The following is a 16,169-nucleotide window of genomic DNA, read 5'->3' as shown; positions in this document are numbered from 1 at the left end:
ATATATGCGATATTTACAAATTAAAACTAGCAAGCTGAACTTGCGAAACTTAAATTATTTATAATACAAACAGTAACTAAATTATTCAATAGGATATTTTCTAAAAGATTTTTAGGATATAGCGAAGGATGAAGTCTGGGAAGATTTCATCCTTCGCGTTATTGTGTTGAAGAAGAAAGTCGTATCTTTGCGCGACTTATCGGAAGTGTATGAACGCAATGAAAAATTATACTTATCATCTTGTCGCCGTTCTTACGGTAGGTATTTGGGGGCTGACCTTTATTTCAACGAAAGTATTGATTGGACATGGCCTTTCCCCGCAAGAAATATTCTTCCTTCGTTTCCTGATAGCTTATCTGGGCATCTGGTTTATTTCTCCACGAAAACTGTTTGCTGATAATTGGAAAGATGAATTTTGGTTGTTTTTAGGAGGTATAGCAGGCGGTTCATTTTACTTTTTTACGGAAAATACAGCTTTAGAGATTACATTGGCTACGAATGTGGCATTTATTGTCTGTACGGCACCGTTGCTCACGACCATTCTTTCTTTGTGGATTTACAAGAAGGAAAAAGTTACCCGTGGATTGATGGCTGGTTCTTTGCTGGCGTTGGTTGGTGTGGCATTGGTGGTTTATAATGGTAGTTTTGTATTGAAGATTTCTCCTTTAGGTGATTTCCTTACTTTGCTTGCAGCTTTTTCCTGGGCATTCTATAGCTTAATAATGAGGAAAATGTCCAACCGTTATGGTATAACTTTCATTACCCGTAAGATATTTTTTTATGGAGTATTGACTATTCTTCCTGCATTTCTGGTTCATCCTTGGAACTTCGACATTGCTCGTCTTCTCGAGCCGGCTATTCTGTTCAATCTGCTTTTCCTGGGTGTGTTGGCCTCCTTGATTTGTTTTGTAGTCTGGAATGTGGTATTGAAACAGCTGGGAACGATAAGAGCTTCCAACTATATTTATCTGAATCCTCTCTTCACTCTGGTAGGCTCTGCTTTTCTGCTTGGAGAACAGCTTACTATGGTTGCTTTGATGGGGGCGGTGCTGATATTGGGGGGAGTTTATTGGGCAGGAAAGATAATGAAATAGGGTTTCATTAACTTATGGACAACTGATAGATAAGTATTTAAAATAATAAAAGACGTCACCCTATATTAAAAGTAACGTTTTTTTAATGTATTACTCCCATCTAATATGAAGTGTACTTCTTTTTCCAATTCCACAAAACGGTTGTACGATACATGGTGGGGGAAAAGATGTGTCAAATGCTTGCACGCATATCCCTTATAATAATGCTTGAAACAACTACCGAACCGTCCACCTGACCGCAGATTCCCTTGATACAGCGTCCGCCTACCTCGTCTTTGTCGGTAACCATGATGTCGCAAGTGGATGTTCCCATGATACGTGTCGGCTCCCCTGCTTTGGTGTCGCTGGTGTGGGTTTCCGTGAACAGATGGGGGAGCATTTCCTTCAAGGCCGGATTAAGTTTTTCGAGAACTTCACCAGAAGGAAGACACCAACAATTAGTTAAGAAATATATCTTAAGTTAACTTTGAAAGAGTCTTTTGAGATTTTATACTATGAAAAGTTGTATATATAAAAATGAGAACAGTAGAAATAGAGTATCTATTTTCTGCTGCTCTCATTAGAGTAATAAGCTATTTAGTCAGTTTTGTAATTTAGCCTTTTATTATTTTTATCCACCCTTTATCTTGTTTCTGTTCTATAAATTAAGAAGAAAGGAATTTCTACCAAAAAGTAGTCCGTTCTTATTTCATAATGTGATTTATTAATTCTTCCGGTGAAAGAGGTGTGATACCAAAAATATAGCTTTGACCAGACTGAAATGGTTCAGTCAGTTCAAAGTTCTCATAAGCGATACCACCAGGTATCGGAGATTTACTTGCCCAATAAGCATAACGACCGTTCACAACTCCTTCTAACTCATTACTTGGATTGGAACAATACCAATATTGCGTTGCTTTTTTACCAGTATATTTCCAATGTGTATGTGTATCTTCAGCATATACAGCTTTTGTAGGGTCTTTCTCATCAGGTGACGCTATAAACCATACACCTCCATTTTTATCTTTTATCATTTCTGCCACTGGAGTATGGTTATGTTCTGTGAAATTAGAATCTTTATAGCTCGGCCATAATTGGCCGGCTTCTTTCGTTTTACCATCTGCGAGATGTAATGTCCTAAGTCTTGCTTTGTTTCCCATAGTAGCTGTGAGTATAAAACGATTTAGCTCATCTGACTCTTCCGTGGTATACGTAGTTAATTCAAACTCATAAGGCTTTCCTTCTGTGAATTTAGTCCGGACATAGATATCCGCACCATTATCAAAAGTTTCACAAAAGAAATACACAGTAAGTGTTTCAACTCCATTTTCCTTTGCTATTACTCCGTGAGCTGGATAATATTGATTTGGGAATGAGGGAGCTTCAGGAGTATTCCCACTCCAAAAACGTTTTCCACGAACATTATCAAGTTGACTCCATTCCAATTCTGAGAGCCCCCTATTATTTTTTGCTTTATCAATTGGTTCAAAAGCAATGAAATTGGTAACAACAAATTCATCATGTTCTAAATAAGGTGTATAGATACGAATTAGCCCACGTGGACCTCCTAATGGAGTAATTCCTATTCGGATACCATTTGCAAATCCCCAAATGGGTTGTGCTTTTGTATTTTGAGCAGGTTGTAACCATATTCCATTTTTTTCCGGAGTTGCTAAAGTTTCCGGAGCTATTTGTAGGTTAGTCTGTCCATAAAGGTAGTGTATTCTGCATGCAAAGAATAAAAGTGTAAATAGAATCTTGGTTTTCATGATTTTAAAAGTTTAAAATTAATTTTTATGTGTCGTTTATGGTAGTTCATATCGTTTTTAGCATGATTTGGTACTGCAAATATAAAAATGTTATAACGAATTAGCAAAATAATTTGCAGATTTAATTTTTATGTTTATATTTGCATCGTGAGAATACGATAAGTGCTACTGATTCAAGAGGTAACCTAAAAGTATAATACTATTATATAGCAAAAACGTTACACAAATATATGTCGTCACTAAAAAAAATATCGCTGAAGGATATTGCTGAAGCTGCAGGCGTTTCAACAGCATTGGTTTCGTTCGTTTTGAATGGGAAGAAGAAAGAGTATCGCGTGGGAGAAGAGACTGCCCAACGCATATTGAAAATTGCCAATGAAATGAACTACCAGCCTAATCTTGCGGCCAAAAGTCTTCGTAGTGGCAAAACAAAAACAATAGGATTAGTGGTTTCTGATATTTCCAACCCATTTTTTTCTCAATTAGCGCGTGTATTGGAAGATGAGGCAACCAAACGAGGATATACTGTACTTTTTGGGAGTTCAGATGAGGATAAGGATAAGATGAATCGTGTTGTCAGTAATCTTATTAATAAAGGTGTAGATGGACTCATCATTGTTCCTTGTGATAATTCCGAAAAGTCTATTGCTTCATTGGTGAACAACAATATTTCTATCGTTCTATTTGACCGCTATTTTCCTGAACTTAATGTCAGTTATGTAGCATTGAATAACTTTAATGCTTCCTATATATCAACCAAACATCTTTTGGATGCAGGCTATAATGCTCCTTGTATGGTGGCTTATGATGTCAACCTTATCCATATGAAAGAGCGTATCCGTGGTTATAAAAAGGCTATGGATGAAGCCGGTAAGAAAAACTTGGCTAACGTGGCCTTTTTGAAGCAGGATACTCCCAGAAAGTCAGCAGATCGTTTATTGCCTAAAATGATTGATGGTGGTGTAGACGCTTTCCTTTTTGCCACCAACATGATTTCATTGGCTTGTTTATATACAATAAAAGACATGGGAGAAGAAATTATTGGTAAAATAGGTTTAGTGGGTTTTGATGGTAATCCGGTATTTGACTTTTTTGGTGCTCCTATATCCTATATTCAACAGCCTATAGATGTTTTAGTACAGAAAGCACTTGAAATACTGATAGATATCATTGCAAACGGCAATACAGTGCAATCTGTTCTTGCTGAGGGAGAATTTATTGAGATAGCTCCTTAAGCGAGCTATTTTTTTAAATATTAGCTTAATCGTTTTAGTTAATTTATCATATAATTCAAATAAAATCAGTTGAACCATGAGAAATTCAAGATTAATTGGTGGAAAGCCAAAAATTGGTATCAGACCTATTATTGACGGTCGTCGTGGAGGTATCCGTGAGTCATTGGAGGATATGACTATGGCCATGGCCCATAAAGTGGCCGAGCTTTATTCTTCTGTTTTACGTCATAGCGACGGCACTTCCGTAGAGTGCGTTATTGCAGATACAACTATCGGTGGAGTGGCTGAAGCTGCTATGGCAGCTGAAAAATTCCGCAATAGTGGAGTAGGTATCATACTCTCTGTAACTCCTTGTTGGTGTTATGGATTCGAGACTATTGATATGGAAGGAGAAATGCCGAAAGCCATTTGGGGCTTTAATGGTACAGAACGTCCGGGTGCGGTTTATCTGGCTTCAGCATTGGCAAGTCATACACAGAAGGGATTGCCCACCTTTGGTATTTATGGACGTGATGTACAAGAAGTCACCAATATGGAAATTCCTGAAGATGTACAGGAAAAATTGTTGCGCTTTGCACGTGCAGGTATAGCAGTGGCTACAATGAAGGGGAAATCCTATCTTTCAATCGGCAGCGTATCCATGGGTATTGCAGGTTCTATTCCAAATCCTGATTTCTTCCAGGAGTATTTGGGCATGCGTAATGAGTATGTGGATGCCAGTGAGATAGAACGTCGTGTTCAGTTGGGTATTTATGACCATGAAGAGTTTGCATGTGCTATGGCATGGACAGAAAAGTATTGCAAGAGTAATGAAGGGACAGACTTTAATCCGGAACATCTGGTATATTCCCGTGAAGAGAAAGATGCCCGTTGGGAATATGTGGTGAAAATGACCCTCATTTTCCGTGATATGATGATTGGCAATCCCAAATTGGCAGAAATGGGCTTCAAGGAAGAATCAATGGGACACAATGCGATTGCTGCAGGTTTCCAGGGACAGCGCCAGTGGACGGATTATAAGCCTGACGGTGATTTTTCAGAAGCTATTCTGAATACTTCTTTTGATTGGAACGGTATCCGTGAAGCATTTACTTTTGCTACGGAAAATGATACGTTGAATTGTATTTCAATGCTCTTCAATCATTTATTGACCAATACGGCACAGATATTTGCGGATGTGCGTACTTATTGGAGTCCGAATGCCATAGAACGGGTAACGGGTAAGAAATTGGAAGGTAAGGCGGCAAACGGTTTCATTCACCTGATCAACTCCGGCTCTTGTACGCTTGATGGAACAGGCTGTCAGACACGTGACAATAAACCGGTAATGAAGCCTTTCTGGGAAATTACGGAAGAGGAAGTAGAAGCTTGTCTTTCTGCAACCAAGTGGCATCCGGCCAGTCGCGAATATATGCGTGGCGGTGGTTATTCTTCCCAGTTCCTGACTCGTGGTGAAATGCCGGTAACAATGTGCCGTTTGAATCTCGTAAAAGGTCAAGGTCCGGTATTGCAGATAGCCGAAGGATGGACAGTAAATTTGGATAAGGATGTCTTCAAGGCTATCAATGAACGTACTGACCGTACATGGCCTTCCACTTTCTTCGCTCCACGTCTGACAGGTAAGGGATATTTCCGTGATGTATATACTGTTATGAATAACTGGGGGGCTAATCATGGCGCTATCAGTTATGGTCATATCGGTGCTGACTTGATTACTCTGGCTTCCATGCTTCGTATCCCGGTATGCATGCACAATGTTTCTGAGGAAGATATTTTCCGTCCCAGTGCTTGGACCGCTTTTGGCGAGGATATGGAAGGCAGTGACTATAGAGCTTGCAAGAATTATAGACCTCTCTATAAATAAAGGAAACAGGCGTTATGTTGAAATCAACCAAACTGAAAAACACTCTGCTGGTAGGTGCAACTGCAATACTTGTATCATGCGGCGGACAAAAAGAAATCAAGATGGGAAGTTATGCTTATGATGCCCAGTTCTTAAAGGACCACGGCATTGAATATACTGAATTGGTATCTGCTGATGGGAATTCTAAAGTGATGGTTATTCCTGCATGGCAAGGCCGTGTAATGACTACTTCTGCTTCCGGCGATGAAGGTGACAGTTACGGCTGGATTAATTATCGTTTCATAAATGAGGGCAAAGTCAGTTCTCAATTTAATCCGGTAGGAGGTGAGGAACGCTTCTGGCTTGGTCCGGAAGGTGGTCCGTTCTCACTTTATTTTAAGGAAGGACAAGAGCAGGTTTATGATAATTGGATAGTTCCTCCGGTACTTGATACTGAAGCTTTTGACATAAAGTCGCAAGACAACAGTAGTATCCGTTTTGTGAAAGATACTCGTTTGACAAATGCTTCCGGTACTACTTTTGATATGAATATTGACCGTACTGTATCGTTGATGGATGCCGGTGAAGTGGCTGCCGATTTTAATATCCAGCTTACAAATGATATGAAAATTGTAGCTTACAAGAGTGAGAATAAGATTACCAATACAGGTGACAAGGCGTGGACAAAAGAGGGTGGTCTTGTATCTGTATGGATGCTCGGTTGTTTTAATCCTACACCGACCACTACTGTATTCATTCCTTATAAGCAAGATGCGGAAGGAACAATCGTGAATGATGAATATTTCGGTAAGATACCGACGGATAGGCTGATAAAGGAAAATGGTATTATCTATTTCAAGATTGACGGGCTCTATCGTTCCAAACTGGGATTGCCGGCTTCACGGGCAACGGATATTTGCGGAAGTTATGATTCATTGAAAGGCGTACTCACAATCCTGTGGTGTAGTCTTCCCGAAACTCCTTCAGTCTACGTAAATGGTCAATGGGGACCTCAGGAAAATCTGTTTGCCGGGGATGTAATCAACTCTTATAATGACGGTCCGGTAGAAGATGGTTCTATAATGGGACCTTTCTATGAAATTGAAACATCTTCTCCTGGTGCGGAGCTAGCTCCCGGTGCATCATTGGTTCATACGCAAAAGGTGATTCATATACAAGGTAAGGATAAACAATTGGCCCCTATCGTGCAAGATTTATTTGGAGCAGATTTGAATGTAATAAAAACAAAGTTTCAATAGGGTAACTATATAATGGAGAATTCGTATGGAATCAAATAAAATAATACCGAAAGGAATCCTCTTCCCATTCATTCTGCTCACTACTCTTTTCTTTGCCTGGGCTGTGCCGAATAATCTGACAGATACTATGCTTGCAGCTTTCAAGCGCATCATGAGTATGAGTGATTCGAAAACTGCTTGGATACAAGTGGTGTGCTATTTGTTAGGATATGGATGTTGCGCTGTTCCTGGTGCCTTGTTTATCAAGAAATACACTTATAAATCAGGTGTAATGCTGGGGCTTGGTCTATATGCATTTGGGGCTTTACTGTTCTATCCTGCCATGCTTAGCTCGGGAGTGAACGTTGATTTCAGCTTCTTTATGTATCTGCTTGCAATCTTCGTTCTCTTTGCCGGTCTTTCAGTCTTGGAGACATCTACCAATTCCTATATATTGGCAATCGGTCCTGAAAGTACTGCCACACGCCGTCTGAATCTGTCGCAGGCTTTTAACCCGTTCGGGGCAATTACGGGAGTAGTAATCAGTCAGATTTTCATCCTCTCAAAACTGAATGGAATGACAGCGACAGAACGTGCCTATCTTCCGGTTGAGGAGTTAATCGCCATCCAGGGACAAGAACTGAATGCTGTTACTACGGCTTATGTGGTACTTGGTCTAGTGATGTTGGTGCTTCTGCTTGCCATCCGCTTGACCAAAATGCCCAATCTTCGTGAAAGCGGAGAGAAAGTCGAATTTGGTGCTACGCTTCGTCGACTCGTAAAAAATAAAAATTATGTGTGGGGTGTAATCGCACAGTTCTTTTATGTAGGTGCTCAAATCGCAGTATGGTCTTTTGTCATCCGTTATGCCATGCAACAGCTCAATTTTGACGACGTGTTGGCTTCTTTAGGCGACTCAACTTCTGCGGAGGCCGTTGTCATCGCATTGCGCGGTGTGGAACCGATAGCTGCTGCATTCTATAATTGTTGTGAATGGCTTGGATTGAATGATTTACTGCCACGTACGGCAGAACAAGCTGCGGCCACTTACTATATCATGTCGCTCATTCTCTTTGTGACCATGAGGTTTGTATGCACTGCAATGATGAAGTACGTGAAAGCCTATAAACTTTTGATAGGGCTTTCGCTTCTTGCTGTAATGTGTTGTTTGGGTGCGATGTTCGGTAAGGGCTGTTTTGGAGTCTATTGCCTGATGGGTATTTCCGGATGTATGTCATTGATGTTCCCGACCATTTATGGTTTTGGTCTTACGGGTTTGGGGAATGACACTAAGATTGGAGGTTCATTCATGGTAATGGCTATTGCTGGTGCTGCCGTTCTGACCCAAATTCAGGGTATTGTCTCTGACCAGACGGGTAGTATTATGGCTGCATATGTTGTACCGGCCGTTGCTTTTGCAGTGATTGCCTATTATGGGTTCTTCATTGCAAGAAAACAAGAGTTAACAACCAAATAATGCTTTAAACTATGGAGTCAAACAAGAAATACGTTATTGGTCTTGATTTTGGTACGGATTCTTGTCGTGCACTGGTAGTGGATACATATACTGGCCGTGAAATGGCTACGGGGGTAAGTTTTTACCCCCGTTGGAAAGCGGGGCTTTACTGCGATGCACACAACAATCGTTATCGCCAACATCCATTAGATTATATTGAATCCATGACAGAGGCTGTACATATAGCTTTATCTGATTTGAAGGAAGAAGAGATTGCTTCTATTTGTGGATTATGTTTTGACACAACTGGTAGTACTCCTGCTTTAACCGATAAGGCAGGAATGCCATTAGCTTTATGTCCCGAGTTTGCAGAAGAACCGGATGCTATGTTTATTCTTTGGAAAGATCATACAGCTGTTCGAGAAGCTGAGCAAATCAATGCACTGATCAATAAACGTAACCTTGATTATTTACTTTATGAAGGTGGTACTTATTCATCAGAATGGGTATGGTCAAAGGTTTTACATATTATCAACACAAATGTCGCTATAAAGGATGCTGCTTATGCTTGGGTAGAACATTGTGATTGGATGACTGGATTAGTAACTGGTAACACTATTCCGGAACAGATCTTTCGTAGCCGTTGTGCTGCTGGACATAAAGCAATGTGGCATGCCAGTTGGTGTCTTCCTTCCGGCGAAGTTCTCGAAGAACTTAATCCGGCCTTGAAGGAAATGCTCCCCCATCTGTTCACGGAAACCCACACCAGCGACACCAAGGCAGGGGAGCTGACACACGAGTGGGCAGACAGGCTTGGACTTCCCCAAGGAATCGCCGTGGCTGTGGGAGCACTGGACGCCCATATGGGAGCCGTAGGCGCATCCGTCGCCCCGGGGATACTGACACGTATCATGGGAACATCCACCTGCGACATCATGGTTGCCGGCAAAGACGAGGTAGGCGGACGCTGTATCAAGGGAATCTGCGGCCAGGTGGACGGTTCGGTGCTTCCGGGATTCATCGGTTTCGAAGCCGGACAGTCGGCTTTCGGAGACATCTACGCCTGGTTCAGGAAGATGCTGGCATGGACACTGAAGGACATCCCCGAGGGGGAGGCCAGGCAGAAAGTTCTGGAAGGCATGCTGGTGGAACTCACCCGTGAGGCCCAGGACATGGAACCCTCCGAGGACGGTGTTGTCGCCTTGGACTGGATGAATGGCCGCCGTACCCCCGATGCAGACCAGAACGTGAAGGGTGCCGTTGTGGGACTCACGCTGGGAACCAGCGCCCCGGAAATATTCCGTGCGCTGGTGGAAGCCACCGCCTTCGGTTCCCGTCGTATTGTGGAGCATATGAAGGGACAGGGGCTGCGCATTGATTCGGTCAATGCCATCGGAGGCATCAGCAAGAAGGCGCCCTTCGTGATGCAGACGCTGGCGGACGTGCTGGACATGCCTATTCGTGTGGTCCGCTCGGAACAGACCTGTGCCCTGGGGGCGGCAATGTTCGCGGCAGTTGCCGCAGGGGTGTACAAGGATATCAACGAGGCGACAAGGCACATGGGGTCGGACATCGAGGCTGAATACCGGCCGGATGAGAAAAGAGCCCTCATCTACGAAAAACTGTACAAGAAATATCTTGAACTGGCAAAACTTGCTGAAACCATTAACTAAGTATACAAACCATTAATCTATTTAAAACATGAGAATCAAATCATTAATTCTGGCGGCCTTGTGCATGGTCACCGTAGGTGTTTACGCCCAAAGTAACTACCCCTTCAACGGACTGGATATGAACATGGGTAACCTGTCAAGACTGTCCGATGCCAAGACACGTTCCATCAGCCCCGAGAACTTCACGGGTGAGAAAGGCAAGGGCGGCATGGCAGACCCGGTCAGGGACAAGGACCAGCGCAATGTGGCCAACGCCCACCATGCGGCCAAGGACCTGGGCAAGGGTTGGAAGGTGAACCCCTTCATCATCGTGAAACCGGGAGAGACAATCACGATTGCGGAGATTGAGGGTCCGGGAGCCATCCAGCAAATCTGGATGACGCCGACCGGGAACTGGCGCTTCTCCATCCTGAGAATGTACTGGGACGACGAGAAGGAGCCTTCCGTCGAATGTCCGGTGGGTGACTTCTTCTGCAGCGCATACAATGAATATGCACAGCTCTCCTCGCTGGCCGTCTGCGTGAATCCGGGCAGCGCTTTCAACTGCTACTGGAAGATGCCTTTCCGCAAGAAAGCCCGTATCACGCTGGAGAACATCAACACCGCCGAGGAGATGCGCCTGTACTACCAAATCAACTACACCCTGACAGAAGTCCCCGAGGACGAGGCCTACTTCCACGCGCAGTTCCGTCGTTCCAACCCGACCCAGGGGTCTCTGCACACGCTGATTGACGGTGTGAAGGGCAAGGGACAGTATGTGGGTACCTACCTGGCGTGGCGTGTAAACGACAACTGCTGGTGGGGTGAAGGGGAAATCAAGTTCTACATGGACGGTGACAAGGAATACCCGACTATCTGTGGAACCGGGGCTGAGGACTACTTCTGCGGCTCGTACAATTTCGAGAACCAGAAGACGCGCCAATACCAGGAGTTCACCACCCCCTATGCCGGTATGCACCAGGTAATCCGTCCTGACGGGCTGTACCGTGCGGTGACTGCTTTCGGGTTGTACCGCTGGCATATCCTTGATCCGGTACGCTTCGACAAGGACCTGAAGGTCACGATACAGGACCTGGGATGGCGTCATGACGGACGCTACAACAACCAGAAGTCGGATATCTCGTCGACCACTTTCTGGTACCAGGCCGAGCCGCATGCCAAATTCCCGGCTTTGCCGAGCAAGGACGATTTGGAAATTCCAAGATGGTAATTGGGTATGCTCAATATTTAAAATTACGTTGTTTTTTATTAACTATTAAATCAAAGTATTATGAGGAGTTCTTTTAAAAGGAATGGTTTCATAGCATTGGCATCAATGCTATCATTTGCAGTGTATGCAGGGGATTATTTACCCCTTGCAACCGCTGCATTGGGGACAAATGAATCTGTTCAAGTATCCGAGCATGGTGTAGATACTTCTAATGAGATTCAACAAGCGAGAGTAATACAAGGAACAGTTCTGGAAGAAGGGACTAATGAGCCTCTTATTGGGGTGAATGTTGTCGTTAAAGGAACTACTATAGGTACAACTACTGATGTGGAGGGAAAATATTCGATAAGAATACCTTCTGATAATGCTATATTAACCCGTTGGTTGAATTAAAATTCTAAATATTTACAAATGAAAAAGTTGCACAATTTGCAGATTATTAGTAAATTAGTGGTAACCACACCGTTTACTACTATTGCACTGCTTATGCGCAACTTCATAGCAAATTTCGTCAGAATCCTCGGAATCTGCAAGGATTTTGCCGGAAATCGAGTTAATGAACATGGAAACGTACCCAGGTGCGGTGTTGTTCCCAAGTTTTCCGACCTTGAAGTCATTGCTCTCGGGATAACCGCCGAGTTCTTCGGCTTCGACAGCGAGAATCTTCTTTTTTATCGTCTGCACCATGAGTGTAAGGAGGATTTGCCTAACCTAATCAGTCGCAGACAATTCAATGCCCGACGCAAGCTCACGGCCCGACTTGCAGAAGAAATCCGCAAGGATGTAGCCAGAGCTATTGATGGCCCCGAAGATGTATTCTGCATTGATTCTAAACCAGTAAAGGTATGCCGGAACGCACGGGCCAAACGATGCACCATGGGACAAGACAATCCCGATGCTGCTCCCGACTGGGGATACTGCGCTTCGCAAGGCTTGCATTATTATGGCTATAAGCTCCATGTTGTCTGCGGAATACTTGGTGTTATCCATTCCTTTGACATGACTGCCGCAAGTGTTCATGACCTTCATTATCTCAAGGACGTACGCTGGGAATATCATGATTGCATGATGCTTGGAGATAAAGGCTATCTCTGTGCTGAGATTCAGAAGAATCTCTTTGAGGCAGCAAATATCACTCTTGAAGTTCCATATCGGCTGAATCAGAAAAACTGGCATCCGCTTACATGGGCATACAAGAGATTCCGTAAACGTATCGAAACGATATTTTCCCAGCTCAACGACAATCTTATGATGATACGAAACTACGCAAAACAATCCTGCGGTCTTTTCACCCGCATAGCAGGCAAAATAGCAGCAATGACGTTCATGCAATATGTCAATTTCGTTAATCATCGTCCGATTGGGCGGATAAAATATTCTCTAATTTAATTCAACCAACAGGTATTGTATAGTAAATAATATTATTTTATTAACCTTTTTTATTTATATTATGAAATATTTCAAAAGAAATGGTTTCGTGGCATTGGTATCAATGTTATCATTGACAGCTTATGCAGGGGATAGTTTACCTCTTTCTGTGGCTGTATCGGAGACAAAAGAGTTTATTCAAGTATCTGGACATGGTATAGATACTTCTAACGTGATTCAACAAGAGAGGATAATACAAGGAACGGTTTTGGAAGAAGGAACGAATGAACCTCTTATTGGAGTGAATGTTGTTGTTAAAGGAACTACTATCGGTACCACGACTGATATTGATGGAAAATACTCTATAAAAATACCTTCTGATAAGGCTATATTAGTCTTTTCTTATATTGGTCAAAAAACGGAAGAATATTCGGTTAAAGGCTTAAACTTTTTGAATGTTATCATGAAGAGTGATGCTACAATGTTGTCAGAAGTTGTGGTATACACTGGTTATATGACACAGAAGAAAGCGGATTTGACAGGTTCTGTTGCAATGGCAAATGCGAGTGATTTAAAGAAAAATGCTTCTGCCAATGCCATGAAGTCATTACAAGGAAAGATGGCTGGTGTGCATATCACTACAAATGGTGGTAATCCTGCTGAAGGAACTACGGTGCAGATTCGTGGATTGTCTTCTCTTTCGGGAGGAGTTAAGCCTTTAATTGTTTTGGATGGTATGCCTACTGAAAATTTGAATCTTCGTGATATAAATTCTGGTGATATTGAATCTATTCAAGTTTTGAAAGATGCAGCATCTGCCTCTATTTATGGTGCAAGAGCTTCCGGTGGTGTTATTTTGATTCAGACAAAAAAGGGTCAAGCAGGTAAGACAAACATTGAGTATAATGGTAGTGTTTCTATCAATACTGTATTGAACAAACCTACTTTGATGAATGCTGAACAATATGGTAGAGCAGCATTCCAAGCTCAAGCTTATGATGAAAGAGTATATGGTACTTCTATTTCTTTGCCTTCAGCGTATAATTATACATGGCATAGAGGTGATAATGGAATAGCTGTTTTGGACGAGGTTAAAGTTGCTGAATACCTTAATGCAGACCAAACTGTAAGAGGAAGTAATACAGATTGGATGGGAGAAATTTTTCAGACTGCTATTTCCCATAATCATCAGTTGACCATTTCTAATGGTTCTGAGAAATCCAAAAGCTTGTTCTCGTTGGGTTATTTCAATAATGAAGGTACACAGATACATACATTCTTCAGACAATATTCGATACGTGCTAATACTGAATATAGTTTGATAAAAAATCATTTGAAAGTTGGTGAAAATCTTGCAGTATCTTATTTGCAGTATAGAGACCAAAGTGAAACATGGTGGGCGATGATTAATCCTCCTGCCTCTCCTGTATATGATGAAAATGGTGGATGGGCTGGTGCTCCGGGTTTTGATGATTTTACCAACCCTGTTCGATTATTGACAATGAATAAGGATAATATCAATAATTATGTGAAGATTATTGGTAATATTTTCCTCGATTTGAATATTTGGAAAGGCATTTCGGCAAGAACCCAGTTCGGTCTTGATTATGGCAATGCTTATAATCGTGCTGTTGATGGTGTTTGGTCGGAAACTGGAGGAAGAAATAGCGATGGAGAAAACTATGTAGGCAGTTATCAATCACATCCGTTGAGTTATGTATGGACTAACACTTTGTCATATACATTGAGTACTGGTAAACACAATTTGGATGTTGTGTTGGGTACTGAGGCAACCAGATTCGTTCAAGAAGGATTTTCTGCAAGAAGAGAAGGTATTTATTTGGAAGATAGAGATTTTGCACATATTGGTGTAACTACCGGAGAGAAATATAACTTAGGTAGTTCTGCAGATGAATATACCTATTTCTCTTTGTTTGGTAAGGCCAACTATGTTTATAACGGAAAGTACTTGCTGTCTGCTACCGTTCGCCGTGACGGTTCTTCTTTATTCGGTGAGAATAACCGTTATGCTACTTTCCCTGCTTTCTCCGTTGGTTGGAGAATCAAGGATGAAGCTTTTATGGAAGATTTTGACTTTCTGTCCGATCTTAAATTACGTGCTAGCTGGGGAGCAAACGGAAGTGTGCAAGGTCTTCCGAGAGGATATACTACCACTCCGTTTACAACAGATTATTTTGGAACATCTTATCCTATTCAGGGTAATGAGAGCGGTCCCTTGTATTCCGGTTATAACAGAACTTGGCTTGGTAATCCTGACTTGAAGTGGGAAACTACTACGCAGACGGATTTGGCTGTCGACTTCGGATTTTTCAACCAACGTCTTACAGGTTCTTTAGGATACTATTTCAAGAAGACAAAGGATATTCTTGTACAGACTCCTTATATTGCTGTGATGGGAGAAGGTGGAGAACCTTGGATTAATGGTGCAAATATGAATAATCAAGGTCTTGAATTTGAAGTTAGTTTTAGGAATGACCCAAGTGCCGAATTTCAGTATACTATTTCAGCAAATATAGGTACTTATAAGACGAAATTGACAGAGCTTCCTGAAAACGTAATTAATAAATATCCGGGAGATGGTGTCCGTGACTTCGTTATTGGTAGGTCTCCCAATGTATTTTATGGTCTTGTAGCTGATGGAATTTTCAAGACACAAGAGGAAGTGGATAACCATGCTGAACAACCAGGAAAAGCTATTGGTCGAATTCGTTATAAAGATTTGGATGGTGATGGTCGTGTAGATGAATTGACTGACAGAACGTATATCGGAACAGCCGATCCAGATTTCTTTGGAGGAATCACTTTCGATTTCAAATATCGTAATTTTGATTTGAATATGTTTTTCCAAGGTGTGTTTGGTAATCAGGTAAGTAATGATTGGAAGCGTCAGAGTGATTTTTGGCATATATCAGGTTCCGTTCCTGTCGGAAAAAATCATCCGACTAGATTATTGGATGCTTGGTCGTTTGACAATCCTGATTCAGATATTCCGGCGATGACAAATGTTATGACCAATAATGAACAGAGAATGTCTACTTATTATATAGAAGATGGTTCTTACTTGAAGTTGAGAAATATAGAATTGGGTTATACTTTTCCTGCTAAAATCACCAACAAGATGATGATGAAAAATTTGAGAGTATATGCTTCTGCAAGAAACGTATTTACTTTGAAGAAATTCTGGGGAGATGACCAATTTACAAGTTTTGACCCGGAAATGTCTGGTTATGGATATTTGACTCCATTCACAATGACTTTCGGACTTAATGTTACATTTTAATTA

The 16,169-nt window shown here is 41.9% G+C and carries 12 protein-coding genes and 1 pseudogene; 10 read left to right on the top strand and 3 right to left on the bottom strand.

Going from position 1 to position 16,169, the window contains the following annotated elements; translation table 11 throughout:
• The first annotated feature begins 209 nt into the window (after positions 1–209).
• Positions 210–1,094, top strand: coding sequence for a DMT family transporter (locus E5355_RS01115; RefSeq protein WP_136008813.1), 885 nt, complete (start codon positions 210–212; stop codon positions 1,092–1,094).
• Positions 1,095–1,207: 113 nt separating this feature from the next.
• Here the strand turns inward: E5355_RS01115 and E5355_RS19745 are convergent.
• The 3 genes and pseudogenes from E5355_RS19745 to E5355_RS01100 all read right to left on the bottom strand — a co-directional run.
• A pseudogene (locus tag E5355_RS19745) lies at positions 1,208–1,309 on the bottom strand (IS982 family transposase); the annotation flags it as partial.
• Complete coding sequence (locus E5355_RS01105; RefSeq protein WP_246866862.1) at positions 1,267–1,482, bottom strand: hypothetical protein; 216 nt, start codon at positions 1,480–1,482, stop codon at positions 1,267–1,269. The gene E5355_RS01105 and the pseudogene E5355_RS19745, both read right to left, overlap by 43 nt.
• Before the next feature lie 295 nt (positions 1,483–1,777).
• Complete coding sequence (locus E5355_RS01100) at positions 1,778–2,842, bottom strand: hypothetical protein (RefSeq protein ID WP_136008812.1); 1,065 nt, start codon at positions 2,840–2,842, stop codon at positions 1,778–1,780.
• 230 nt (positions 2,843–3,072) lie between these two features.
• Here E5355_RS01100 and E5355_RS01095 point away from each other — a divergent pair, with 230 nt between their 5' ends.
• The 9 genes from E5355_RS01095 to E5355_RS01055 all read left to right on the top strand — a co-directional run bounded on the left by E5355_RS01095 (position 3,073) and on the right by E5355_RS01055 (position 16,166).
• The gene (locus E5355_RS01095) at positions 3,073–4,077 is read left to right on the top strand and encodes a LacI family DNA-binding transcriptional regulator (RefSeq protein WP_136008811.1); all 1,005 of its coding nucleotides are present in this window, start codon (positions 3,073–3,075) and stop codon (positions 4,075–4,077) included.
• 76 nt (positions 4,078–4,153) lie between these two features.
• Positions 4,154–5,941 (top strand): L-fucose isomerase, encoded by a 1,788-nt coding sequence (locus E5355_RS01090; RefSeq protein WP_136008810.1) that lies wholly within the window; start codon positions 4,154–4,156, stop codon positions 5,939–5,941.
• Between the two features lie 14 nt (positions 5,942–5,955).
• Positions 5,956–7,179, top strand: a complete 1,224-nt coding sequence (locus E5355_RS01085) for a DUF6786 family protein (protein WP_136008809.1) — start codon at positions 5,956–5,958, stop codon at positions 7,177–7,179.
• Positions 7,180–7,204: 25 nt separating this feature from the next.
• Positions 7,205–8,635: an L-fucose:H+ symporter permease gene (gene fucP, locus E5355_RS01080; RefSeq protein ID WP_136008808.1), complete on the top strand. Its 1,431-nt coding sequence runs from the start codon at positions 7,205–7,207 to the stop codon at positions 8,633–8,635.
• Between the two features lie 11 nt (positions 8,636–8,646).
• Entirely contained in the window at positions 8,647–10,287 is a 1,641-nt protein-coding gene (locus E5355_RS01075) for a ribulokinase (RefSeq protein WP_136008807.1), read from the top strand.
• Positions 10,288–10,315: 28 nt separating this feature from the next.
• Entirely contained in the window at positions 10,316–11,497 is a 1,182-nt protein-coding gene (locus E5355_RS01070) for a glycoside hydrolase family 172 protein (protein ID WP_087333448.1), read from the top strand.
• Between the two features lie 60 nt (positions 11,498–11,557).
• Complete coding sequence (locus E5355_RS01065; RefSeq protein ID WP_246866859.1) at positions 11,558–11,890, top strand: carboxypeptidase-like regulatory domain-containing protein; 333 nt, start codon at positions 11,558–11,560, stop codon at positions 11,888–11,890.
• Positions 11,891–11,908: 18 nt separating this feature from the next.
• Positions 11,909–12,886 (top strand): IS982 family transposase, encoded by a 978-nt coding sequence (locus E5355_RS01060; RefSeq protein WP_136008806.1) that lies wholly within the window; start codon positions 11,909–11,911, stop codon positions 12,884–12,886.
• 61 nt (positions 12,887–12,947) lie between these two features.
• Complete coding sequence (locus tag E5355_RS01055; RefSeq protein ID WP_117681004.1) at positions 12,948–16,166, top strand: SusC/RagA family TonB-linked outer membrane protein; 3,219 nt, start codon at positions 12,948–12,950, stop codon at positions 16,164–16,166.
• The last annotated feature ends 3 nt before the right edge of the window (positions 16,167–16,169 follow it).

Origin of the sequence: Bacteroides muris (ex Afrizal et al. 2022), assembly GCF_004793475.1 — a bacterium.
Taxonomy (GTDB): Bacteria; Bacteroidota; Bacteroidia; order Bacteroidales; family Bacteroidaceae; genus Bacteroides; species Bacteroides muris.
This window is presented reverse-complemented; position numbering and strand designations above follow the sequence as displayed.